The following is a 17,772-nucleotide window of genomic DNA, read 5'->3' as shown; positions in this document are numbered from 1 at the left end:
AGGAATCTAAACATAATGTTAACTTTTGCTTTTTAAGAGGGGAGCTTTACTTGGTATTTCTATCGATCTTAGGTCCAATGTTTATTATGGCAGTTATATCCCTTATTGGATATTTTATTGCAAAAACCAATGAAATTACAGATGAATCAAAGCAGCTGCTTATAAGTATCATGATTAATGTAGCGATCCCATGCATTATTTTGGATGGTGCTTTTAAAACCAAGGTAGGGAAAGAGTTAATGTTTCAGCTGATGATTATTTTTATTTTTTCAATAATCATTAGTTTATTAACATTACTATTAGGTTGGATTTTTGCAAGAATTTTTAACTACTCTCCTAGTAATGCAAGGAAAATGGCTTTTATTGCTGGATTGGGGAATACGGGTTTTATTGGAATTCCGTTATGTGCGGCAATATTTGGTCCAAAAGGGGCTCTGCTTGCAGCAGCATTTGATACAGGTGTAGGCATTGTTTTATTCACAGTAGCTATTGCGTTATTGCAAGAAAATTATCAGTTTACATTTGCATCTTTAAAACAATTAATTAATCCCCCAATTATTTCAATAGTTTTAGCTTTATTTGTAATAATTGCTGAAATTCAACCGCCAGAAGTTATTAAACAATTAAATGGGATGTTAGCAAATTTAGCTACCCCTCTTGGAATGCTTTACATTGGAATACTTATAAGGATGATGCTTAAACAAAAGGGGACTATGTCAATTAGTAGATTGACAGTACCTATATTATTGAAGTTAATTATCTTCCCGATTTTAACAATAGTAGTTGTGGTATTTACTAACTTTTCCCTGATGATGAAGCAAGTAATTATTATTCAAGTGGCAATGCCTACGATGACAATCGCTCCAGTATTATTAGCACGTTATACACAAGATGAAGAAATAGGGGTAAAGGCAGCAGTTTATTCAACAATTTGTGCAATCTTGACAGTTCCTTTTATAGTTTTCATAGGAAGTAAAATATTTTGAAAATTTATATTTATTAAAAAATGAAGCAGGATTACAGAGAGGATTGATTTGATGACAGTGAAAGCTGAAAGTAAAACATATGTTAATTATATAAATGGTGAATGGAAATCTTCTTCTACTAATGAAGTTCAGGCTAGCATTAATCCGGCAAATAAAAACGAAATCGTTGGGTATGCTTCAAAATCAACAAAAGAAGATTTGGATCAAGCAGTTACATCAGCTAAAAAGGCACAAATCGCTTGGAGAAAACTATCGGCTCCTGCAAGAGGAGAGTATCTTTATAAAGTTGCCAATGTATTAGAGGCACGATTAGAAGAAGTGGCAGAAACAATGACAAGGGAAATGGGGAAAACATTCCAAGAGGCGAAAGGTGAAACGGCACGTGGTGTAGCCATTCTTCGCTATTATGCCGGAGAGGGGATGCGTAAAGTAGGAGATGTAATCCCTTCTACAGATAGTGAAGCATTTATGTTCACAAGTAGAATGCCGCTAGGGGTTGTGGGAGTAATTACACCGTGGAATTTTCCCGTTGCGATTCCAATCTGGAAGATGGCACCGGCTCTTGTATACGGTAATACAGTTGTATTAAAGCCAGCAACCGAAACAGCTGTAACAGCAGCAAAAGTAATCGAATGTTTCCATGAAGCGGGATTGCCAGCTGGTGTTATTAATATGGTTACAGGTTCAGGTGCCATTATTGGACAAGGCATTATTGATCATCCTGATATTAATGGTATCACATTTACTGGTTCAGATGGTGTAGGAAAACGGGTTGGTCAAGGAGCACTTGCACGCGGAGCTAAATATCAATTGGAAATGGGCGGGAAAAACCCAGTGATTGTCGCTGAGGATGCTGATCTTGATCTTGCTGTTGAAGCAACAATAAATGGCGGCCTTCGCTCAACAGGCCAGAAATGTACGGCCACTAGCCGCGTTATCATTCAAAGCTCTGTTTATGATGTATTTAAAGACAAGCTGCTAGCTAAAGTAAAAGAAATAAAAGTAGGCGAAGGATTAAATAGTGACACTTGGATGGGGCCGTGTGCGAGTGAAAGCCAATTAATTACGGTATTGGATTACATTGAAAAAGGAAAAGCGGAAGGTGCAGTGCTTTTATATGGTGGAAGTAAATGTGAAGCTATTGGCTTGGAGAATGGCTTTTATGTACAACCGACTGTATTTGAAAATGTAAGCTCCAGCATGACAATTGCCCAAGAAGAAATTTTTGGCCCTGTATTAGCTTTGATGAAAGTCGATACGATGGAAGAAGCATTAACAGTGGCAAATGATGTAGAGTTTGGACTTAGTGCGTCCGTCTTCACAACAAATATTCAGAAGATGCTTTCTTTCATCAATGAAATGGAAGCAGGCCTTGTACGCATCAATGCTGAGAGTGCTGGAGTAGAACTACAGGCTCCATTTGGCGGGATGAAAAAATCCAGTTCTCTTTCACGTGAACAAGGTCAAGCAGCAATTGAATTTTTCACAAATATTAAAACAGTATTTGTAAAAGGTTAATATCAATTAATCTGTCATAGTACGCCATACCAAAAATGGAATAGAGAAGGAGTTGCAATCACGCTATGCATTCCTTGCAACTCCTTCTCCAATCACACGCAAAAAATAGCAGTAGATATTTTGCGTGTGATTGGAGAAGCTCTTGTTAAGATTATTTATGGTCCACACTTTAGTGCTGCTTTTTGAACTAATGAAACGGTACCTCAAGTTTGGGGAAATGTAAACGCTTTAACTATACCTAAGAGATCATTTGATTTTCTTATCCATAGATCCAATCTTATCTTTTCATTGGATTGACCTATGTTTTCCTGGGCCGTGCAAGACTACAATCAACTATAACACTGTTTGCTGGTAGGTCGTTCTTAGCTGATGAACAGCTGTTCAAACGAGGTTTAGTGCAGCACAAAATTGTAGCAGCTTACTAGGAACCGGCCCTCTTCAATGTCAAAGAAAGAAGTTCATGACTGTGGTTTCTCATCAATCACGATGAATTTGTAGAGTGGCTCACTTAAACTCATTTCAAAACTATATCAAGACTTATTAATTTACTGACATTTTAATAAGTCACAGGAGGGAATTTATGAGTAAGGTCCGCACAATGGAAGAAATGCCTTTAAGTCGATTTCATTATAAAATGTTTGCTTATGCCAGTGGGAGTACATTCCTCGATGGGTATATTATCGGAATTGTTGCGGTAGCACTTTCTGTCATGCAGACTCAACTTGATATGTCTGTAACCATGATAGGTCTGATTGGAGCGGCAACTCTTGCGGGTATGTTATTTGGTGGAATATTAGGAGGCTATCTTACAGACCTTATTGGCCGGAAAAAGATGTTTCTCATCGATATGCTTGTCATGGCTGTTGTGTCAATCCTTCAGTTTTATGTCAATGATCCCATGCAGTTGGTCGTTTTACGATTTATTTTAGGGATTGCGGTAGGGGCGGATTATCCCATTGCAGGAGCCTTAATGACGGAATTCTCACCTGCAAAAAATCGTGGTGCATTACTTGGAGGTCTTAATGGACTCTGGTTTGTCGGTTACGCGAGTTCCTTTCTGGTCGGTTATCTTATGTTGTCCATCGGTGATGGCAGCTGGAGATGGATGCTTGCAAGCAGTGCGATCCCAGTAATCATCATGCTTATTTCACGTTTAAATATGCCAGAATCCCCTCGTTGGCTGGCCAGCAAAGGAAGGGAAAAAGAAGCAAATGCTATTGTTCAGAAAATATTCGGGGAACATGTCATCATGTCGGCCGAACCAGAGACTAAAGAGAAAACCACCTATCTCGATATATTTCGAAATGGTTATGGAAAAATGGTCATTTTCGTGACAGCTTTTTATTCGCTTCAAGTCCTCCCCCTATATGGAATAAATACCTATATTCCAGAGATCCTTGCACAATTAGGTTTTGCTAATGGAACGAGGGAATACCTGGGAGCGGCGGTCATTAATATCATCTATCTTATCGGCTTGTTTCCTGCCCTTTATCTTGTTGAAAAATATGGAAGAAGACCTACACTCATTTGGGCATTTTTAGTATGTTCCATCTCTTTATTTGTACTGGGAGCAACCTCTGGATTGAATATGCCATTTATTTTCACCCTAGCTCTCTTTGTAATTTATGGAACGTTTAATACCGGGATGGGAGCCCATACCTGGATCTATCCGAATGAGCTTTTCCCAACCCATATACGGGGAACGGCAGGGGGCTTTACCACAGGAGTGGCCCGTATCGCCTCTTCCATTGGTACGTTTTTCTCTCCGGCCATTATGGCGAACTATGGTTTGTCAACTACGTTGTATATTTGTGGGGCGGTGCTTTTCATTGGATTCTTAGTCTCTCTATTCATGGCTCCGGAAACAAAGAATATGAGTTTAACTGAAGCCAGCTCCCTCAACAAATCCAAAGTTATAGAGCAAGATAGCTTCGCATCGAAAAAAACGGCTAATTAGAAAGGGAGAACCTTTGTGGAACAGCAGAAACAAGTTCTGGATTCACCGTGGTTGAAATTCTTAAATCAATCTAAACCGTATGGGAAGAGCTGCTTCGAATATTTTCTTACTGAAAAAGGACAAAGTATTATTCCTTTTATTGATGTGATGACTGAATGGGAAAAAGAACAAGGGTTAACACAACCAAGTGAGATCTAATTTATAACAAACCTGTTGACTAAATAAAAGAATTCCATATCCTATTTTGATTTATGGATATGGTATTCTTTTTATTTTCTCTGATTAAGACTCATAAAACTGTTTTCTGATTACTTTTTGGAAAAGCGAACTGGCATCTAATTAACACTAATATATGATAATAAAATCATTCCAAGGACTATCCAAGGTAACGTACCAGAACTGGTGACATCGAGTATGCCTATTCTAAAAATTGGGATTGATAAGAGTCTTCTTTGAAGTCAAGCCACCAAAGGGTACAAAAGTTATCGGTTTAATCAAATTATAATTTTCTGATTTATTTGTAAATTGGTATGCCAATAGTGAAATTAGCTTTTATTTCTCCCAGAAACACTTGGGTTTAATGGATACTCCATATACCATATAAAGATTCTTTAATTTCTCCCGTAATATAACCTTGTTACAACTAGGGACATCTTCGTTCCATCCTTGGTTCGATGACAGTCGAGGGAATTTATAAAACCGTGAAAAGTTTTCCCGGGAAGTACTAGGGAAGCCTCGCAGGATCTAGCTAAAATGGGACTCATCATCGTATCGTTCACGATTAAAGATGTTCGGGATAAAAATGGATATCTTGAATCGCTCGGAATGCAAAGGATTACCCAGGTGAAGAGGGATGCCGATATAGCGACCGCCAATGCAGAGAAAGAAACGCGAATCAAGGTAGCGTGATTCTGATCCGCGCCTGGCTGCTGCTTCTGGCAGATACCATCGAAAGAAACATCCTTGAACCCGAAGGCATACCTGCGGGAATTATGATCGCTTTAATAGGGGCTCCTTATATTATGTATTTGTTGATGAAGAAGTAGGAGAAAAAGCATAATTTTTGTAAAAGCTGAAGATGTCTTCAGCTTTTTTGTTTGCCTTATCATCTTCAAATCTCTGGGGCAGGGCAGATTGGAACATAATAAAAGCCCGAACTGCAAAATATAAGGATACATGCCCTTACACGAATCCTACTTAAGCATGATTGACTTGGTTTTTTCATTTGATATAGTTTTAGGATGCTAAAGTGAGAAGATAAGATCAGACAAAAAAAGAGCCTTCTGCGAAAGGGGGTGCCTCCTGTGAAAAGCATACAAAGCCGTTTATTGATCATGCTGCTGATTTTCATCGTTCTGCCCTATTTCCTGTCCGTTTTTTTCATCTACACTTATACAAAAAACAGTGTGGAGCAGCATGAACTTGAGAACAGTCGGGAGCAGCTTCAGAAGAATGCGGATGAACTGGAGCAGTATTTTGACGACATGATTGATTTTCCATATATTCTGTACCGCAACCCTGATCTGTTTCGGATTTTTAATAACGGCTTCGAAGACTCCATTTATTTCAGCCCCATGACCACGGAAAAGAGTCTCGAAACCTTTTATCTAATGAGAAACGAATTCCGGCAGATCCGTTTCTATATTGCTAAAAACAATGAGTCATTTACTGTCTATAATGCAATGATCAGCACACACAGGTATCAGCCGAATTTTCTGAACCAGGACCCGATCAAACAGCTGTATACATCTGACTCACAATATTTGATTGAGCCGCCCCACCCTCTTGAGAATTACAATAATGCAGCCATTGTTCCAAAATCGGACAAAACGATGGTGATGACTTTTCACCACAAAATTATAGACGTTCTTTCTAAAAAGTTTCTTGGGATGATTACAATCGACATTGATTTGGGCGAGTATGCCCGCATTTGCAATAACCTTGTCCAGGGAGACGCTTCTTCTGTTTTGCTTATTGATTCAAAAGATCGCGTCATGTATGCAAATGATCATGCCCTGATTGGAAAACCTCTTCCTACTGATCAAAAGCAACTTCTTGAGGGGAATAGGAGCCGGCATGATGACGATATTCTCTTATCAAAGGAGTTATCAGGGTCACTGAACGGCTGGAAATTGATTAAGATCATGTCGAGTCAGGCTTTATATGAAGATGTCAGGAAAACCGCCTATACCAATATCCTGGTCGGCATCGGCGTAGGAATACTGGGTTTGCTGATGATAGGCATTATCTCAAATAGGATTACCCGTCCCATTACGAGGCTGAGCAGCAAAGTCCGCTCCATTGAAGGCGGAAATATGAATGTCCCTTTTGATGATACCAAAAGCGATGAAATTGGCCATTTGGAGTCACACATGAAGGACATGATGAACCGGATCAATTCCCACATTGACCGTGAATATAAGCTTGAAATTGAAAACAGGAAGAACCAGTTCAGGGCGCTAAAATCACAGGTCAATCCTCATTTTCTGTTTAACGCTTTACAATCCATCGGTGCTGTTGCCCTCAGGTCGAATGCACCAAAGGTCTATCAATTGCTGACTTCGCTGTCCAAAATGATGCGCTACTCAATGCAGGCAGATCAATGGGTACGGGTTCGGGATGAAGCTGAGTATACAAAAGCGTACCTCTCCCTTCAAACAGAGCGTTTTGGTGAAGATGTAAGTTACTCGATCAATATCGATGAGTCCATTTTGGACATGACTATTCCAAGTATGATTCTGCAGCCCCTAGCAGAGAATTTCTTTAAACACACGTATGAGGAAGGTTACAGCAACGCTCATTTGTCCATTAACGGGGAAAAACAAGGAAACGATCTGTGCTTTACTGTAGAGAATGATGGTCCGGGTCTGACGGAAGAAGAGCTTCAGAGTCTACGGGAACATATCTATACACCCCCTTACGAAGGGACTTATTCGCATGAACATATAGGCCTGAAGAATATTCGTGACAGGCTGCTTCTAGGGTATGGACCAAGTGCAGAAATGAAAGTAGATTCGAATGACGGAGAGGGGGTTTCCGTCAGCATGAGGATCCCGATAAAGACTTGGGAATGATAAAGACTTACTTCAGGAAAGGAGATGAATACGGTGAAAGCACTGATTGTCGATGATGAATTCAATGTGCGGGACGTCATACGCCATTTAGGCCAGTGGGAAACTTACGGTTTCACCAAGCTATTGGAAGCCAAAAATGGCCATGAGGCAAAATCACTGATTGAGGAAGAACGCCCGGAGATTATCTTTACAGACGTGAAAATGCCCGGTATGGGCGGAATCGAACTGATTGAGTGGCTGGATTCCATTTCCTATCCAGGGAAAGTTATTTTCATTACTGGATATAACGATTATTCCTATATGCGTAAAGCCATTCAGTACAGCAGCTTTGATTACCTGCTGAAGCCGATTGAGTATGAGGCTTTCAATCATACACTGGAAAAATCGGTACAGGCCTGGAAGGATGACTTTGAACATGCTGAAGTGCTGGAAGATGTGAAAAAACTGCGGAGAAACCAGTTAGCCACTGCGATATGTCTGGGGGACCGTTCAGATCCAATCAGCCTTGCCGAGTTTCTTCCTGAATCGGAGGGCTATAAGCTGACCCTGCTCTCCTTTTACCAGATGCACAATCCAGATCACTATATCCAAAAGCTTTCAGATGAGCTTACGGACCGCAAATTAGGAAATGCGTTTTCCCTGCAGACGGACCTTAACCTCTGCCTTGTTATCACCATTCGCGATCAATGGCTCTCCGTTGAGGAATGGATCAGCCAGGAGTTCGATATTCCTGTAAGGCTTGTAACTGAAGAGCAGGTCAAAACTTTATCGGATATCAGGACATCGTTTCAGGCTCTGCAGAAAAAGCTCGAGGAACAAAACTTCCGATCCATCCACCGTCTGGATGAAATAGATGCCGCCCGCCGCATGGAAGACATGGTTTCCTATGTTGACATGTATTATATGGAGGATTTGAGTCTTGAAAAGCTGTCGAATGTCTTCTTTTTAAGTCGTGAGCATATCTCAAGAAAGTATAAGCAAGAAACCGGAATGACCCTGTCCAAATACATCACGGAGCTTAGAATCAGCCAGGCAAAATCGTGGCTGAAAGAAAAAGACAAAAGCATTTACTCCATCTCGACCATGCTTGGCTATCAAGATGAAATCTACTTTTCAAAGCTATTTAAAAAGGTCGTCGGCATGACGCCTTTTGAGTTCAGGAACAAGAACGATCAACATGAATCTAAAGGGGTGACATGATGAAAAACAGGTTTTTATCCCTTTTGTTAATCGGAGCCGTCAGCCTGCCTCTTTCTGCATGTCAGGACGCAGCCCCACCAAAAAAAACGGAAAAGACAGAGCGGAAAATCACGCTGGATTTAAGGAATCCGAAAGTGGAAATCTCCACTCAATTTGAAGAAATGACGCGTGCTTATGAACGGGAAAATCCCCACGTCAATATCAGGGTACATACAGTTGGAGGCGCAATGGATGACCTCGCCGACCTAAAAGCCGAAATGGCGACCGGTACTGGTCCGGATATCTTTACAAACAGCGGCTATGAAAATGCCAAGCTGTGGCGGAACTATCTGGAGGATCTCTCAGGGGAGCCCTGGATTAATCAAGCATACAAAGAAGCCCTGACGCCGGTCACATTGGACGGGAAAATTTACGGAATGCCGGTTAACCTTGAAGGGTATGGCTTTATCTATAATAAGGATCTATTTAAACAAGCAGGCATTACTGAACAGCCCGCCACTCTTTCTGAACTGACAGCAGCTACCGAAAAGCTGCAGAATGCAGGCATTACTCCCTTTGCAACAGGTTACTATGAAGACTGGAAATTGGGCGACCATCTGATGAATGTTGCTTTTGCCCAGCAAAAGGATACTGATGCTTTTATAAGAAATTTAAATAACGGAACGGAAAAAATCAGTACCAATCAAACATTTAAGGATCTCCTTGCCCTGCTGGATCTCACCATAAAGTACGGAAACGATAATCCACTGTCAACGGACTATACAATGGAAGTGAATCTTTTTACCTCCGAAAAAGCAGCCATCATTCAGCAAGGCAACTGGATTCAGCCGATGATCGATCAAGCTTCGCCTGACATGAACATCGGTTTTATGCCGATTCCGATTAATGACCGACCTTTAAAGGAAGCCCTTGTCGTCAGCGTTCCAAATTATTGGGCCGTAAATAAACAGTCCATTCCTGAAAAGAAAAAAGAAGCCAAGAAGTTTTTAAATTGGATGGTGTTGTCAGAACAAGGAAAACGCTTCATGACGGAAGAATTCAAATTCATTCCTGCGTTTAAGAACATTAAAACTGATGATATAGGGCCGCTCGCAGAAGAAACTCTTCGAAATTACAAAGATGGGAACACCATCCCATCTAACTGGTTTCACTTCCCTGTTGGAATTAGAGAAGAATTCGGAGCCGCGACTCAGCTCTATGTCGGGAAACAGCTGAACCGCAATCAGCTGCTCAATGAATATCAGAAGTCCTGGGAGAGGTTTTCGAAGGAATAGCCTCTTGCCGGGGCTTTTTTTGCCTTCCACAATTGCGATATCAATATACGACTAAATTTCAATCAATATGTGGCATACCTCTCTTTTTAGGAATCGCCTATAATTCTACTGTACTAGCAAACAACGAGGAGGAAGAACTTATGAACTTTAGCAGGCTTGCCAAACAGGCAACAGCAGGAATACTCAGTACTGGCATTCTATTAGGCGGTACTGTTACCCAATCATTTGCAGCTCCAAAGGATCCGTCAGATTACAAAGAAACGTACGATACTTCACAAATCACTCGATCAGCTATGAAAGAGATGATTAATCAGCACGGTGATACTAGATATGCCGTTCCTAAGTTTGACGAATCCACAATTAAAAACATCCCTTCTGCCAAAAAAGTAACGGAATCAGGCGAAACCATTGATTTAGATGTGTGGGATACATGGCCATTGCAAAACGCTGATGGAACTGTTGCAGAGTACAAAGGATATCATATCGTTTTTGGATTAGCAGGCGATCCTAAAAACGCGAGTGATACGTTCATCTACATATTCTACAAAAAAGTGGGCGACGACTCCCTTGATGCTTGGAAGAATGCTGGAAGAGTATTTGATGACAATGATAAAAACGTTCCAAATGATCCTTACCTAAAAGAGCAAGCAGAAGAGTGGTCAGGTTCTGCAACTTTCACTGAGGACGGGGAAGTTCGCTTATTCTATACAAACCGTGAACCGTATATACCTGAGTCAGGAAATTATGGGAAACAAACGTTAACAACCGCTCAAGTAAATCTTTCAGAGCCAGATTCTGAAACATTAAAAGTGGATGGTGTTGAGGATTACAAATCCATCTATGAAGGCAAAGACAGCAAGTACTATCAAACTGTAGATAAATTTGTAGAGGACGGAAATTCCGCTGATAATCATACCTTCAGAGACCCTCACTATGTAGAAGACAACGGCCGCAAATACCTTGTATTTGAAGCAAATACGGGTACAGAATATGGCTACCAAGGCGAAGAATCGCTATACAATAGAGCTTATTATGGCAACAGCAATAAATTCTTCCAGAGTGAAAAAAACAAACTTATGCAAAGCCCTAAAAAAGAGTTAGCTGAACTTGCAAACGGTGCAATTGGAATTATTGAAGTAAACGACGATTATACATTGAAAAAAGAAATGAAGCCATTGATTGTTTCAAATACGGTCACAGATGAAATCGAACGTCCAAACATCTTTAAAAAGGACGGCAAGTGGTATTTATTCACAAGTTCAAGAGGGTCAAAAATGACCATTGATGGAATCGATAATCAAGATATTTACATGTTAGGTTACACGTCAAATTCCTTAACTGGCCCATATAAACCATTAAATAAAACGGCCATCGTCCTGCATCAGGATCTAAATCCATATGACATCACTTGGAACTATGCACACTATGCAATCCCGCAGGCAGGCAGTGATAATGTTGTAGTGACTAGCTACATGACAAACAGAGGTTATTTTGAAGACAATAAATCTACCTTTGCCCCAAGCTTCCAGCTTAACATTAAAGGGAATAAAACATCGGTAGTAAAAGACAGTATTCTTGAACAAGGCCAGATTACGGTTAAGTAGTTACCAGTGAAAAGAAAAAGAAAATGTCAGGAAAACTTGGCATTTTCTTTTTTCTATTTTAAAAGAGAAAAGTGGTGAGTTTAAGTGAACAAAAAGAAATATAAGATGGTTGGATTATTCGTTCTTGGATTATGGATGGTTATTAGCACAGGAATTTTGATTCATTCATTTTATAAAACAAAAGCTAATCCGCCAAATAAGGCAGAAAAGCACTCATATCGGGCTGCCTATCATTTTACTTCTCCTGATCATTGGAAAAACGATCCACAGAAGCCCATTTACTATGAAGGAAATTATCATTATTTTTACCTCTATAATGGAGATTACCCGGATGGCAATGGTACAGAATGGCGACATGCCACCTCTAAAGATTTGATTCACTGGAAGGATGAAGGAATTGCCATTCCCAAATATACAAATCAAAATGGGGATCCATGGACAGGGTCAGTCGTTGTAGACAAGCAAAATACAGCTGGGTTCGGGAAAGACGCTTTTGTGGCGATCGCAACACAACCCTCTAAGGATGGCCAGAAACAAGAACAATTTCTGTGGTACAGTACGGACAAAGGAAAGACGTTTACCTCTTACAGTGACGAGCCTATTATGAAAAATCCAGGAACGAAGGATTTTAGAGATCCAAAAATCATCTGGGATAACACGAATCAAAAATGGGTCATGACCATGGCCGAAGGATCGAAAATAGGTTTTTATGAGTCTGATAACCTGAAAGATTGGCGCTATACGAGCAGTTTTTTCACTAAGAACATTGGAGTTTTAGAGTGCCCTGACCTTTACCAGATCCGCGCTGATGACGGGACAGTAAAGTGGGTGCTGGGCGTCAGTGCAAACGGAAAAGCAGCAGGGAAACCCAACACCTATGCATACTGGACAGGAACGTTTAATGGAACAGAATTTCTTTCAGATAACAATGAACCGCAATGGCTAGACTACGGTTTCGATTGGTATGGCGGAGTAACGTTTGAAGATGGCAAGGCAAGTGACAAATTAGACAAGCGCTATGCCCTCGCTTGGATGAATAACTGGGCCTACGCCGACAATACGCCGACATTAAAAGAGGGGTTTAACGGAATGGATTCGATCGTCCGTCAAATTGAACTAAAGCGTGAAGGCGAGAACAAGTATTATCTTTCTTCACAGCCTTCAGAAGCATTAAAAGAATTGACAAGCTCAACGAATTCTTTTGATGAAATCGAAGTGGATGGCTCGGAAACACTTGATGTTAAAGGAGATGCCTATCAAATAGAGGCAGATCTCTCATGGTCGGATTTTAAGAATGCAGGATTTAGGCTCAGGGAGTCAGATGATCAAAAATACCACGTTGACGTAGGCATTTCTGCAGAAGGAAATTACTCTTATGTCAATCGATTATTCACAGATCAACCTGACGAAACGAATCGGTTCGTTGAAAGTACTGCACCATTTGATGTCAGTAAGAAGAAGGTTCATTTAAAGATTCTCGTCGATAAAACGAGTATTGAAGTTTTTGTGGATGATGGAAAGGCTGCTTATTCAAACTTAATATTCCCTCATGCTGAAGATAAAGGAATTACTCTCTTCTCCGAGGGCGGCAAAGCGATCTTTAAGAATGTGAAGGTTACACATTTTGATCCGATTAATTGAACCTCATCTTGGCAGATACCTTTCATATGATTACACATACATTCTTTTATAAGAAATGACTCTTTTATTCAGAATCTACATTTTCCGAATAGGTAAAGTACCTACCATTAGTTTATATGATACTGATTATTGATCCACAAAAAAGCTCTTTATTTGTTTCGAATAAATTTCTAGTGTTTTTATGAGTCCAGTTCATCTTGAATCATCCTATAAACCTGGTGCCTCACATGCTGGTATTAATATAGGTGTAATCAATTCCTACACAGCCCCTCATCAAATGGTGTAAGCATTTCCTCTGTGGATAGTTATTGGAAGTAAGATATTTAGGAACAAAAAGCAAAACAAGTGGCAAGCCCGCTTAGTAATATCGACAAGATCACTGTAGTGGATACAGGTGGACGCGGTAAGAATGGCGGGGCTAATAAAGTGACTGGCTATGCAATGGATTTAATGGCATCATTGCAGGAGTCATTAAAGGCATCCTCGGGAATTGATGTCAAAGACTTGTTTGAGAATTTCTCAGGAAAGCGCAATATACCATTTACCACCATCAGCCAGGAGAATGTCGAAGCGAACATGAATATGGCAGCAGGCAAGGAAGAATAACAGTGAATAATAAAGTGGTGAAGAAGGGTAAGAGCACATATTTGCTCTTACCTTTTTTTGAATAGTTTGGCTTATAAAAGGCATGATCAGTTTATCTAACAAATATGTACGTAATACTCGGTTGTTTTCATGTAATTCATCATGATATAACTTGGATAACAAGTACAACATCAGTAAAAAAAGGGAGCTTGTTTTTAAAACAAACTCCCACTTATAAAAAATTATTGGTTCTACAAGGTTGTGTTAGTGTTTTTTTGCAGGAAATCCTCGGTCGGAATTACATTGGCATACATACCGTTAAGTGCACTGACAAACGAATAATGAACCTGTTCAGCTGGAACGACCTTATCTTGATAAGATAAGTCTCTTGTCGCACATGCATCTTCAATAAGTGTAGTTTCAAAGCCTAGTTCCACTGCAGCTCTGACTGTGGCATCAATACACATATGCGTCATCATACCTACAATCACTAGCTTTGTTACTCCTTTATCTTTTAATCTGCTTTCTAATTCAGTCTGTAAAAAACTGTTAGGGAAATGTTTTATGATAATGCTTTCGTGTTCTAATGGTAGAACAGCTTCATTTAGTTTAACTCCCTCCGTATTCGGAAGAAAGAAGCCTAACCCTGGATCACTTGCGACATGCTGGACATGAAAAATATTATCCTTGTTATTCTGTCTAAACCATTCAAGAACTTTAGCAGCATTAGCCGCTGCTTTTTCAGGGTTGCTTAATTCCATCTTTCCATTTGGAAAATAGTCATTTTGAATATCGACAATGATTAAAGCTGTGTTCATTTTTTCCACCTCTTTAAAAAATTTTAGTACAATATAATGATAAATGATATATTGATATCTATCGATACTTTGATGAAACACTTTTATATCAATGCATTTCATGGTGAAAGGAGTTTATTATGGAACTTGATAACATTGATTTTCAGATCCTTCGGTTATTATCCGAAAATTCACGTATTCAATGGAAAGACTTAGGTGAACAAATTCATATGACGGGACAAGCAGTAGGAAATCGTATTAAAAAACTTGAGGAAAATGGTGTAATTAAAGCCTATTCTCTAATAGTCGATGAAATGAAATTAGGACTTTCTTATACAGCATTTGTCATTATTTATATGAAAACAGCAAACCATGATTCATTTATACGTTTTATTAATGATAGAAATGAGATAGTTGAAGCTCACCGAGTATCGGGAGAAGGCTGTTACCATTTAAAAATAAAAGTTAACTCTCAAGAACTATTGAATCTTTTTCTTAATAAAATTCTCGATTATGGGAACTATTCTATATATCTATCAATACAAGAGATTAAGCAACATAATCCGTTGACTGCCACAATATAATATATTTTTTTATTCTTAGGAGGATAATGTATCCCAATCGTCTTGAATCGTTCCAAGTAGGGCGCTGGAACAGTAGCTATGGGAATTGTCTTTTTACGTATCGTAGATCCAGAAGGGAAAAGTAAAACGCTAGTTGATTATGCGCTTGCTTATGTTGGTATTGGAATGGTTGATATCGTAATTGTTAGTTTAGCTCCTGTATTGATGATGACAGGCCAACATGGGTTGTTTACGTTAGTTACCGTAGTAGCAGGATCTGCTATCATATTATTCACAAAATGTCGAGGAATGCGGGTAAAACCAGAAATCCGCCAGCAAAGAGGTGGCAAAGAGATATAGTGTAGACTTAAACAAGGGGAAAGATTGTTAAAGAAGATGGTCAATGAACTTAATCTAACAACATGAAACCACCAAACCAAGGTGGAAGTTTATTAATGTATTGAGGAAATATTGACAAATTACTGTTCTTTTAAGCTGGTTACAGAAACACTCTGTTTTTTATTTGGATAATCAACGGAATGGATTGTAGCTGTTCCATTTTGTTTATCTACGTGCTCAATGTAGATACTTTTCTCATTGTAGGTTACATTAGCCATAATTGGCGAAGAAGCAATTTCTACTGTTCGTTTAGCCACCTCATTTGGTTTGGAACAGTTATAATATTTGTTCCAATTTCCTTAGATGATACTTGTTTTATTAAAATACTTCCAAGAACCCATACATCCTTACTGAACTAATAGAAGTGCATACTTCAAAAAGGGAGGTTGCTGAGGCAGCCTTTTTCTTATGGAACAGGTTAGCATTCCTGAAGTTCGTCATTTTTCAGCTTTGAAAAAAATAGGGCTCCTCAGTAAGATAGGAGTAAGACATCACTCTAACCCAAAACCCTAGGAGGAACCCTAATATAAAGTTTAAAATGCAAGATAAACAAACTAATCGAGAGAATTTCCGATAAACACCATATTGTTAGAGTGGATATTGCCCAACAATTACATGTGGCTAGGGCAGTGAATTCCCGTGGAATTGTAATCGTAGACCCATTAGCATTTGAAAATAATGAAGATGGATTTGCTGGTTTAATAAAATGGATGGAGGCAGCCATTGTGGGAGTGGAGCCTATAGGCATCACACACTAAGGTTATTGTATGTCTAACTCTTTGACAGTTTCGCCTTCAATTAACACTGGTTGATAATAGGTTTCGTTTGGTAAATCCTTCTTTCCTTGTAATTTCTTAATGACCCAATCAGCTGCATCATGTCCCATTTGTTCTTGTGGGTGTGTCAATGTCGTTAGTTTGATATTAGCATTTTTCGCAATATAAGAATTGTCCTGGCCAATAATCGATAATTGTTCGGGAATAGAAATATCAAGTTGTCTGCATACATTTGCTACTTCCAACCCTACCTCGTCGTTATAGCAAACAATGGCAGTCAACACGTCTCTATTTTCATTTAGGAACTCTTTCAAGTTTGTGTATAGGTCTAGCTTCGTTTCTGTAGTATACGAAAGCAATTGCTCTGGTTGAAAGCGTAATTTGGCTTCTCCAAGTGCTTTTATATATCCCTTCATTCGATACTTTCCTTGTAAATCATCCATTTTCGAAATGATTCCAATTTGGGTGTGTCCTTTCGAAATCAGTTCTTTTGTTGCGAGGTAGCTTGACTGCACATCATCCAGGCAAAAGAAAGGAACCTCTAATTCTTCATAATAAGCGTTGATCATGATGAATGGAACCTCTTGTTCCTTAAACAATAGGTAGTAAGCGATGTTGGGATTGTATAGATTGCTTTTTGTAGGTTCAATAATCAAACCATCCACGCCAAATGACAACATCATTTCCAAGGCTTTTTTTTCTTGTTCGACATCATTATTTGTACTGGCTAATAGTAACGAATAATTATCTTCATTCAATCTTCTTTCAATTCCGCGGATAATAGAAGGGAAAATGTAATCAGAAATGTAGGTCGTGATAACACCGATCGTTTTATTTTTGGAATTGCCACCAGATGATTGATATTGGTTACTAACATATGTGCCAGATCCTTTTTCACTTCTCAAGAATCCCTCGTTTGATAATTCTAAAATGGACTTTCGTACTGTGTGTCGGCTAACGTTGTACATTTCTTGCATGACGGATTCAGTAGGAATTTGTTCGCCTACACTATATTCACCTGTAAGGATTTTATTTTTTAAATCATCAATGATTACCTGATACTTTGGTTTCATTAAACCTCACTTCTTTCATAGTTGTTTGCATTCTAATTTATGCGCTTAAAATATTTGTGCGGACATATTTTAACATAACTTTGAATGAATTAAAACAAATCATCTTATTTTTTGTATAAAGTTATAAATCCCCCCTATTTACCTTTAGATTTCATGTCGTATAACTTCCTTTAATACAAATTTATGACTTTAAGGTGAGGATGGAGTATTTCGTCTTAAAGTTGTAAGTATAAATAATATAAACCGTTGACAAATGTACGTACAAAAAATATAATATGGTTGTTAATACATTTAAGCGCCTCCTTTTATTGAAAGCGCTGACAGA

General features: G+C 39.1%; 14 protein-coding genes and 4 pseudogenes. 15 read left to right on the top strand and 3 right to left on the bottom strand.

What is annotated here, in order from left to right; genetic code table 11:
• Positions 1 to 77: 77 nt before the first annotated feature.
• The 12 genes and pseudogenes from ACSR9O_RS15645 to ACSR9O_RS15590 form a co-directional block, all read left to right on the top strand.
• Positions 78 to 986, top strand: coding sequence for an AEC family transporter (locus ACSR9O_RS15645; protein ID WP_491725476.1), 909 nt, complete (start codon positions 78 to 80; stop codon positions 984 to 986).
• A 51-nt stretch (positions 987 to 1,037) separates the two neighbouring features.
• On the top strand, positions 1,038 to 2,504 hold the full coding sequence (gene gucD / locus ACSR9O_RS15640; protein WP_491724666.1) for an alpha-ketoglutaric semialdehyde dehydrogenase GucD: 1,467 nt from the start codon (positions 1,038 to 1,040) through the stop codon (positions 2,502 to 2,504).
• Positions 2,505 to 3,084: 580 nt separating this feature from the next.
• Entirely contained in the window at positions 3,085 to 4,461 is a 1,377-nt protein-coding gene (locus ACSR9O_RS15635; protein ID WP_491724665.1) for an MFS transporter, read from the top strand.
• 15 nt (positions 4,462 to 4,476) lie between these two features.
• The gene (locus tag ACSR9O_RS15630; protein WP_491724664.1) at positions 4,477 to 4,659 is read left to right on the top strand and encodes a winged helix-turn-helix transcriptional regulator; all 183 of its coding nucleotides are present in this window, start codon (positions 4,477 to 4,479) and stop codon (positions 4,657 to 4,659) included.
• Between the two features lie 449 nt (positions 4,660 to 5,108).
• Positions 5,109 to 5,367, top strand: a pseudogene (locus ACSR9O_RS15625) (SPFH domain-containing protein); the annotation flags it as partial.
• 2 nt (positions 5,368 to 5,369) lie between these two features.
• A pseudogene (locus ACSR9O_RS15620) lies at positions 5,370 to 5,507 on the top strand (iron chelate uptake ABC transporter family permease subunit); the annotation flags it as partial.
• 258 nt (positions 5,508 to 5,765) lie between these two features.
• Complete coding sequence (locus ACSR9O_RS15615) at positions 5,766 to 7,535, top strand: sensor histidine kinase (protein WP_491724663.1); 1,770 nt, start codon at positions 5,766 to 5,768, stop codon at positions 7,533 to 7,535.
• 33 nt (positions 7,536 to 7,568) lie between these two features.
• The gene (locus ACSR9O_RS15610) at positions 7,569 to 8,735 is read left to right on the top strand and encodes a response regulator (protein WP_230175779.1); all 1,167 of its coding nucleotides are present in this window, start codon (positions 7,569 to 7,571) and stop codon (positions 8,733 to 8,735) included.
• Positions 8,735 to 10,009, top strand: coding sequence for an ABC transporter substrate-binding protein (locus tag ACSR9O_RS15605; protein ID WP_230175780.1), 1,275 nt, complete (start codon positions 8,735 to 8,737; stop codon positions 10,007 to 10,009). The genes ACSR9O_RS15610 and ACSR9O_RS15605 overlap by 1 nt, the downstream gene beginning before the upstream one ends.
• 140 nt (positions 10,010 to 10,149) lie before the next feature.
• Entirely contained in the window at positions 10,150 to 11,613 is a 1,464-nt protein-coding gene (locus tag ACSR9O_RS15600; RefSeq protein WP_491724662.1) for a glycoside hydrolase family 68 protein, read from the top strand.
• A gap of 135 nt (positions 11,614 to 11,748) precedes the next feature.
• Entirely contained in the window at positions 11,749 to 13,254 is a 1,506-nt protein-coding gene (locus tag ACSR9O_RS15595; protein WP_491725475.1) for a glycoside hydrolase family 32 protein, read from the top strand.
• Positions 13,255 to 13,590: 336 nt separating this feature from the next.
• Positions 13,591 to 13,860 (top strand): annotated as a pseudogene (locus tag ACSR9O_RS15590) (flotillin family protein); the annotation flags it as partial.
• Between the two features lie 230 nt (positions 13,861 to 14,090).
• Here the strand turns inward: ACSR9O_RS15590 and ACSR9O_RS15585 are convergent.
• Positions 14,091 to 14,657: a cysteine hydrolase family protein gene (locus tag ACSR9O_RS15585; RefSeq protein WP_260357838.1), complete on the bottom strand. Its 567-nt coding sequence runs from the start codon at positions 14,655 to 14,657 to the stop codon at positions 14,091 to 14,093.
• Between the two features lie 119 nt (positions 14,658 to 14,776).
• Between ACSR9O_RS15585 and ACSR9O_RS15580 the strand changes: the two genes are divergently transcribed.
• Together ACSR9O_RS15580 and ACSR9O_RS15575 are read left to right on the top strand one after the other, a co-directional pair.
• Entirely contained in the window at positions 14,777 to 15,220 is a 444-nt protein-coding gene (locus tag ACSR9O_RS15580) for an Lrp/AsnC family transcriptional regulator (protein ID WP_101225146.1), read from the top strand.
• Positions 15,221 to 15,298: 78 nt separating this feature from the next.
• A complete protein-coding gene (locus ACSR9O_RS15575; protein ID WP_101225145.1) occupies positions 15,299 to 15,559 on the top strand; it encodes a hypothetical protein in 261 nt (86 codons plus the stop codon).
• Positions 15,560 to 15,678: 119 nt separating this feature from the next.
• On the opposite strand, the gene ACSR9O_RS15570 is transcribed toward ACSR9O_RS15575, so the two are convergent.
• Positions 15,679 to 15,855: a small acid-soluble spore protein H gene (locus ACSR9O_RS15570; RefSeq protein WP_491724661.1), complete on the bottom strand. Its 177-nt coding sequence runs from the start codon at positions 15,853 to 15,855 to the stop codon at positions 15,679 to 15,681.
• 288 nt (positions 15,856 to 16,143) lie between these two features.
• On the opposite strand from ACSR9O_RS15570, the pseudogene ACSR9O_RS15565 reads away from it, so the two are divergent.
• Positions 16,144 to 16,344: pseudogene (locus ACSR9O_RS15565) on the top strand (IS110 family RNA-guided transposase); the annotation flags it as partial.
• A 14-nt stretch (positions 16,345 to 16,358) separates the two neighbouring features.
• On the opposite strand, the gene ACSR9O_RS15560 reads toward ACSR9O_RS15565, so the two are convergent.
• Entirely contained in the window at positions 16,359 to 17,447 is a 1,089-nt protein-coding gene (locus tag ACSR9O_RS15560; RefSeq protein WP_101225144.1) for a GntR family transcriptional regulator, read from the bottom strand.
• Between the last annotated feature and the right edge of the window lie 325 nt (positions 17,448 to 17,772).

It is taken from the genome of Peribacillus sp. B65 (assembly GCF_058513295.1).
The sequence above is the reverse complement of the archived record's forward strand: the minus strand, read 5'-3'. Positions and strand labels throughout refer to the sequence as shown.

Excerpts from the sequence above, each read along its gene's own strand:
- gucD (WP_491724666.1), top strand. The coding sequence starts at position 1,038 with ATGACAGTGAAAGCTGAAAGTAAAACATATGTTAATTATATAAATGGT.
- ACSR9O_RS15645 (WP_491725476.1), top strand. The coding sequence starts at position 78 with ATGTTTATTATGGCAGTTATATCCCTTATTGGATATTTTATTGCAAAA.
- ACSR9O_RS15635 (WP_491724665.1), top strand. The coding sequence starts at position 3,085 with ATGAGTAAGGTCCGCACAATGGAAGAAATGCCTTTAAGTCGATTTCAT.
- ACSR9O_RS15595 (WP_491725475.1), top strand. The coding sequence starts at position 11,749 with ATGGTTATTAGCACAGGAATTTTGATTCATTCATTTTATAAAACAAAA.
- ACSR9O_RS15560 (WP_101225144.1), bottom strand. The coding sequence starts at position 17,447 with ATGAAACCAAAGTATCAGGTAATCATTGATGATTTAAAAAATAAAATC.
- ACSR9O_RS15575 (WP_101225145.1), top strand. The coding sequence starts at position 15,299 with ATGGGAATTGTCTTTTTACGTATCGTAGATCCAGAAGGGAAAAGTAAA.
- ACSR9O_RS15600 (WP_491724662.1), top strand. The coding sequence starts at position 10,150 with ATGAACTTTAGCAGGCTTGCCAAACAGGCAACAGCAGGAATACTCAGT.
- ACSR9O_RS15580 (WP_101225146.1), top strand. The coding sequence starts at position 14,777 with ATGGAACTTGATAACATTGATTTTCAGATCCTTCGGTTATTATCCGAA.
- ACSR9O_RS15585 (WP_260357838.1), bottom strand. The coding sequence starts at position 14,657 with ATGAACACAGCTTTAATCATTGTCGATATTCAAAATGACTATTTTCCA.
- ACSR9O_RS15605 (WP_230175780.1), top strand. The coding sequence starts at position 8,735 with ATGAAAAACAGGTTTTTATCCCTTTTGTTAATCGGAGCCGTCAGCCTG.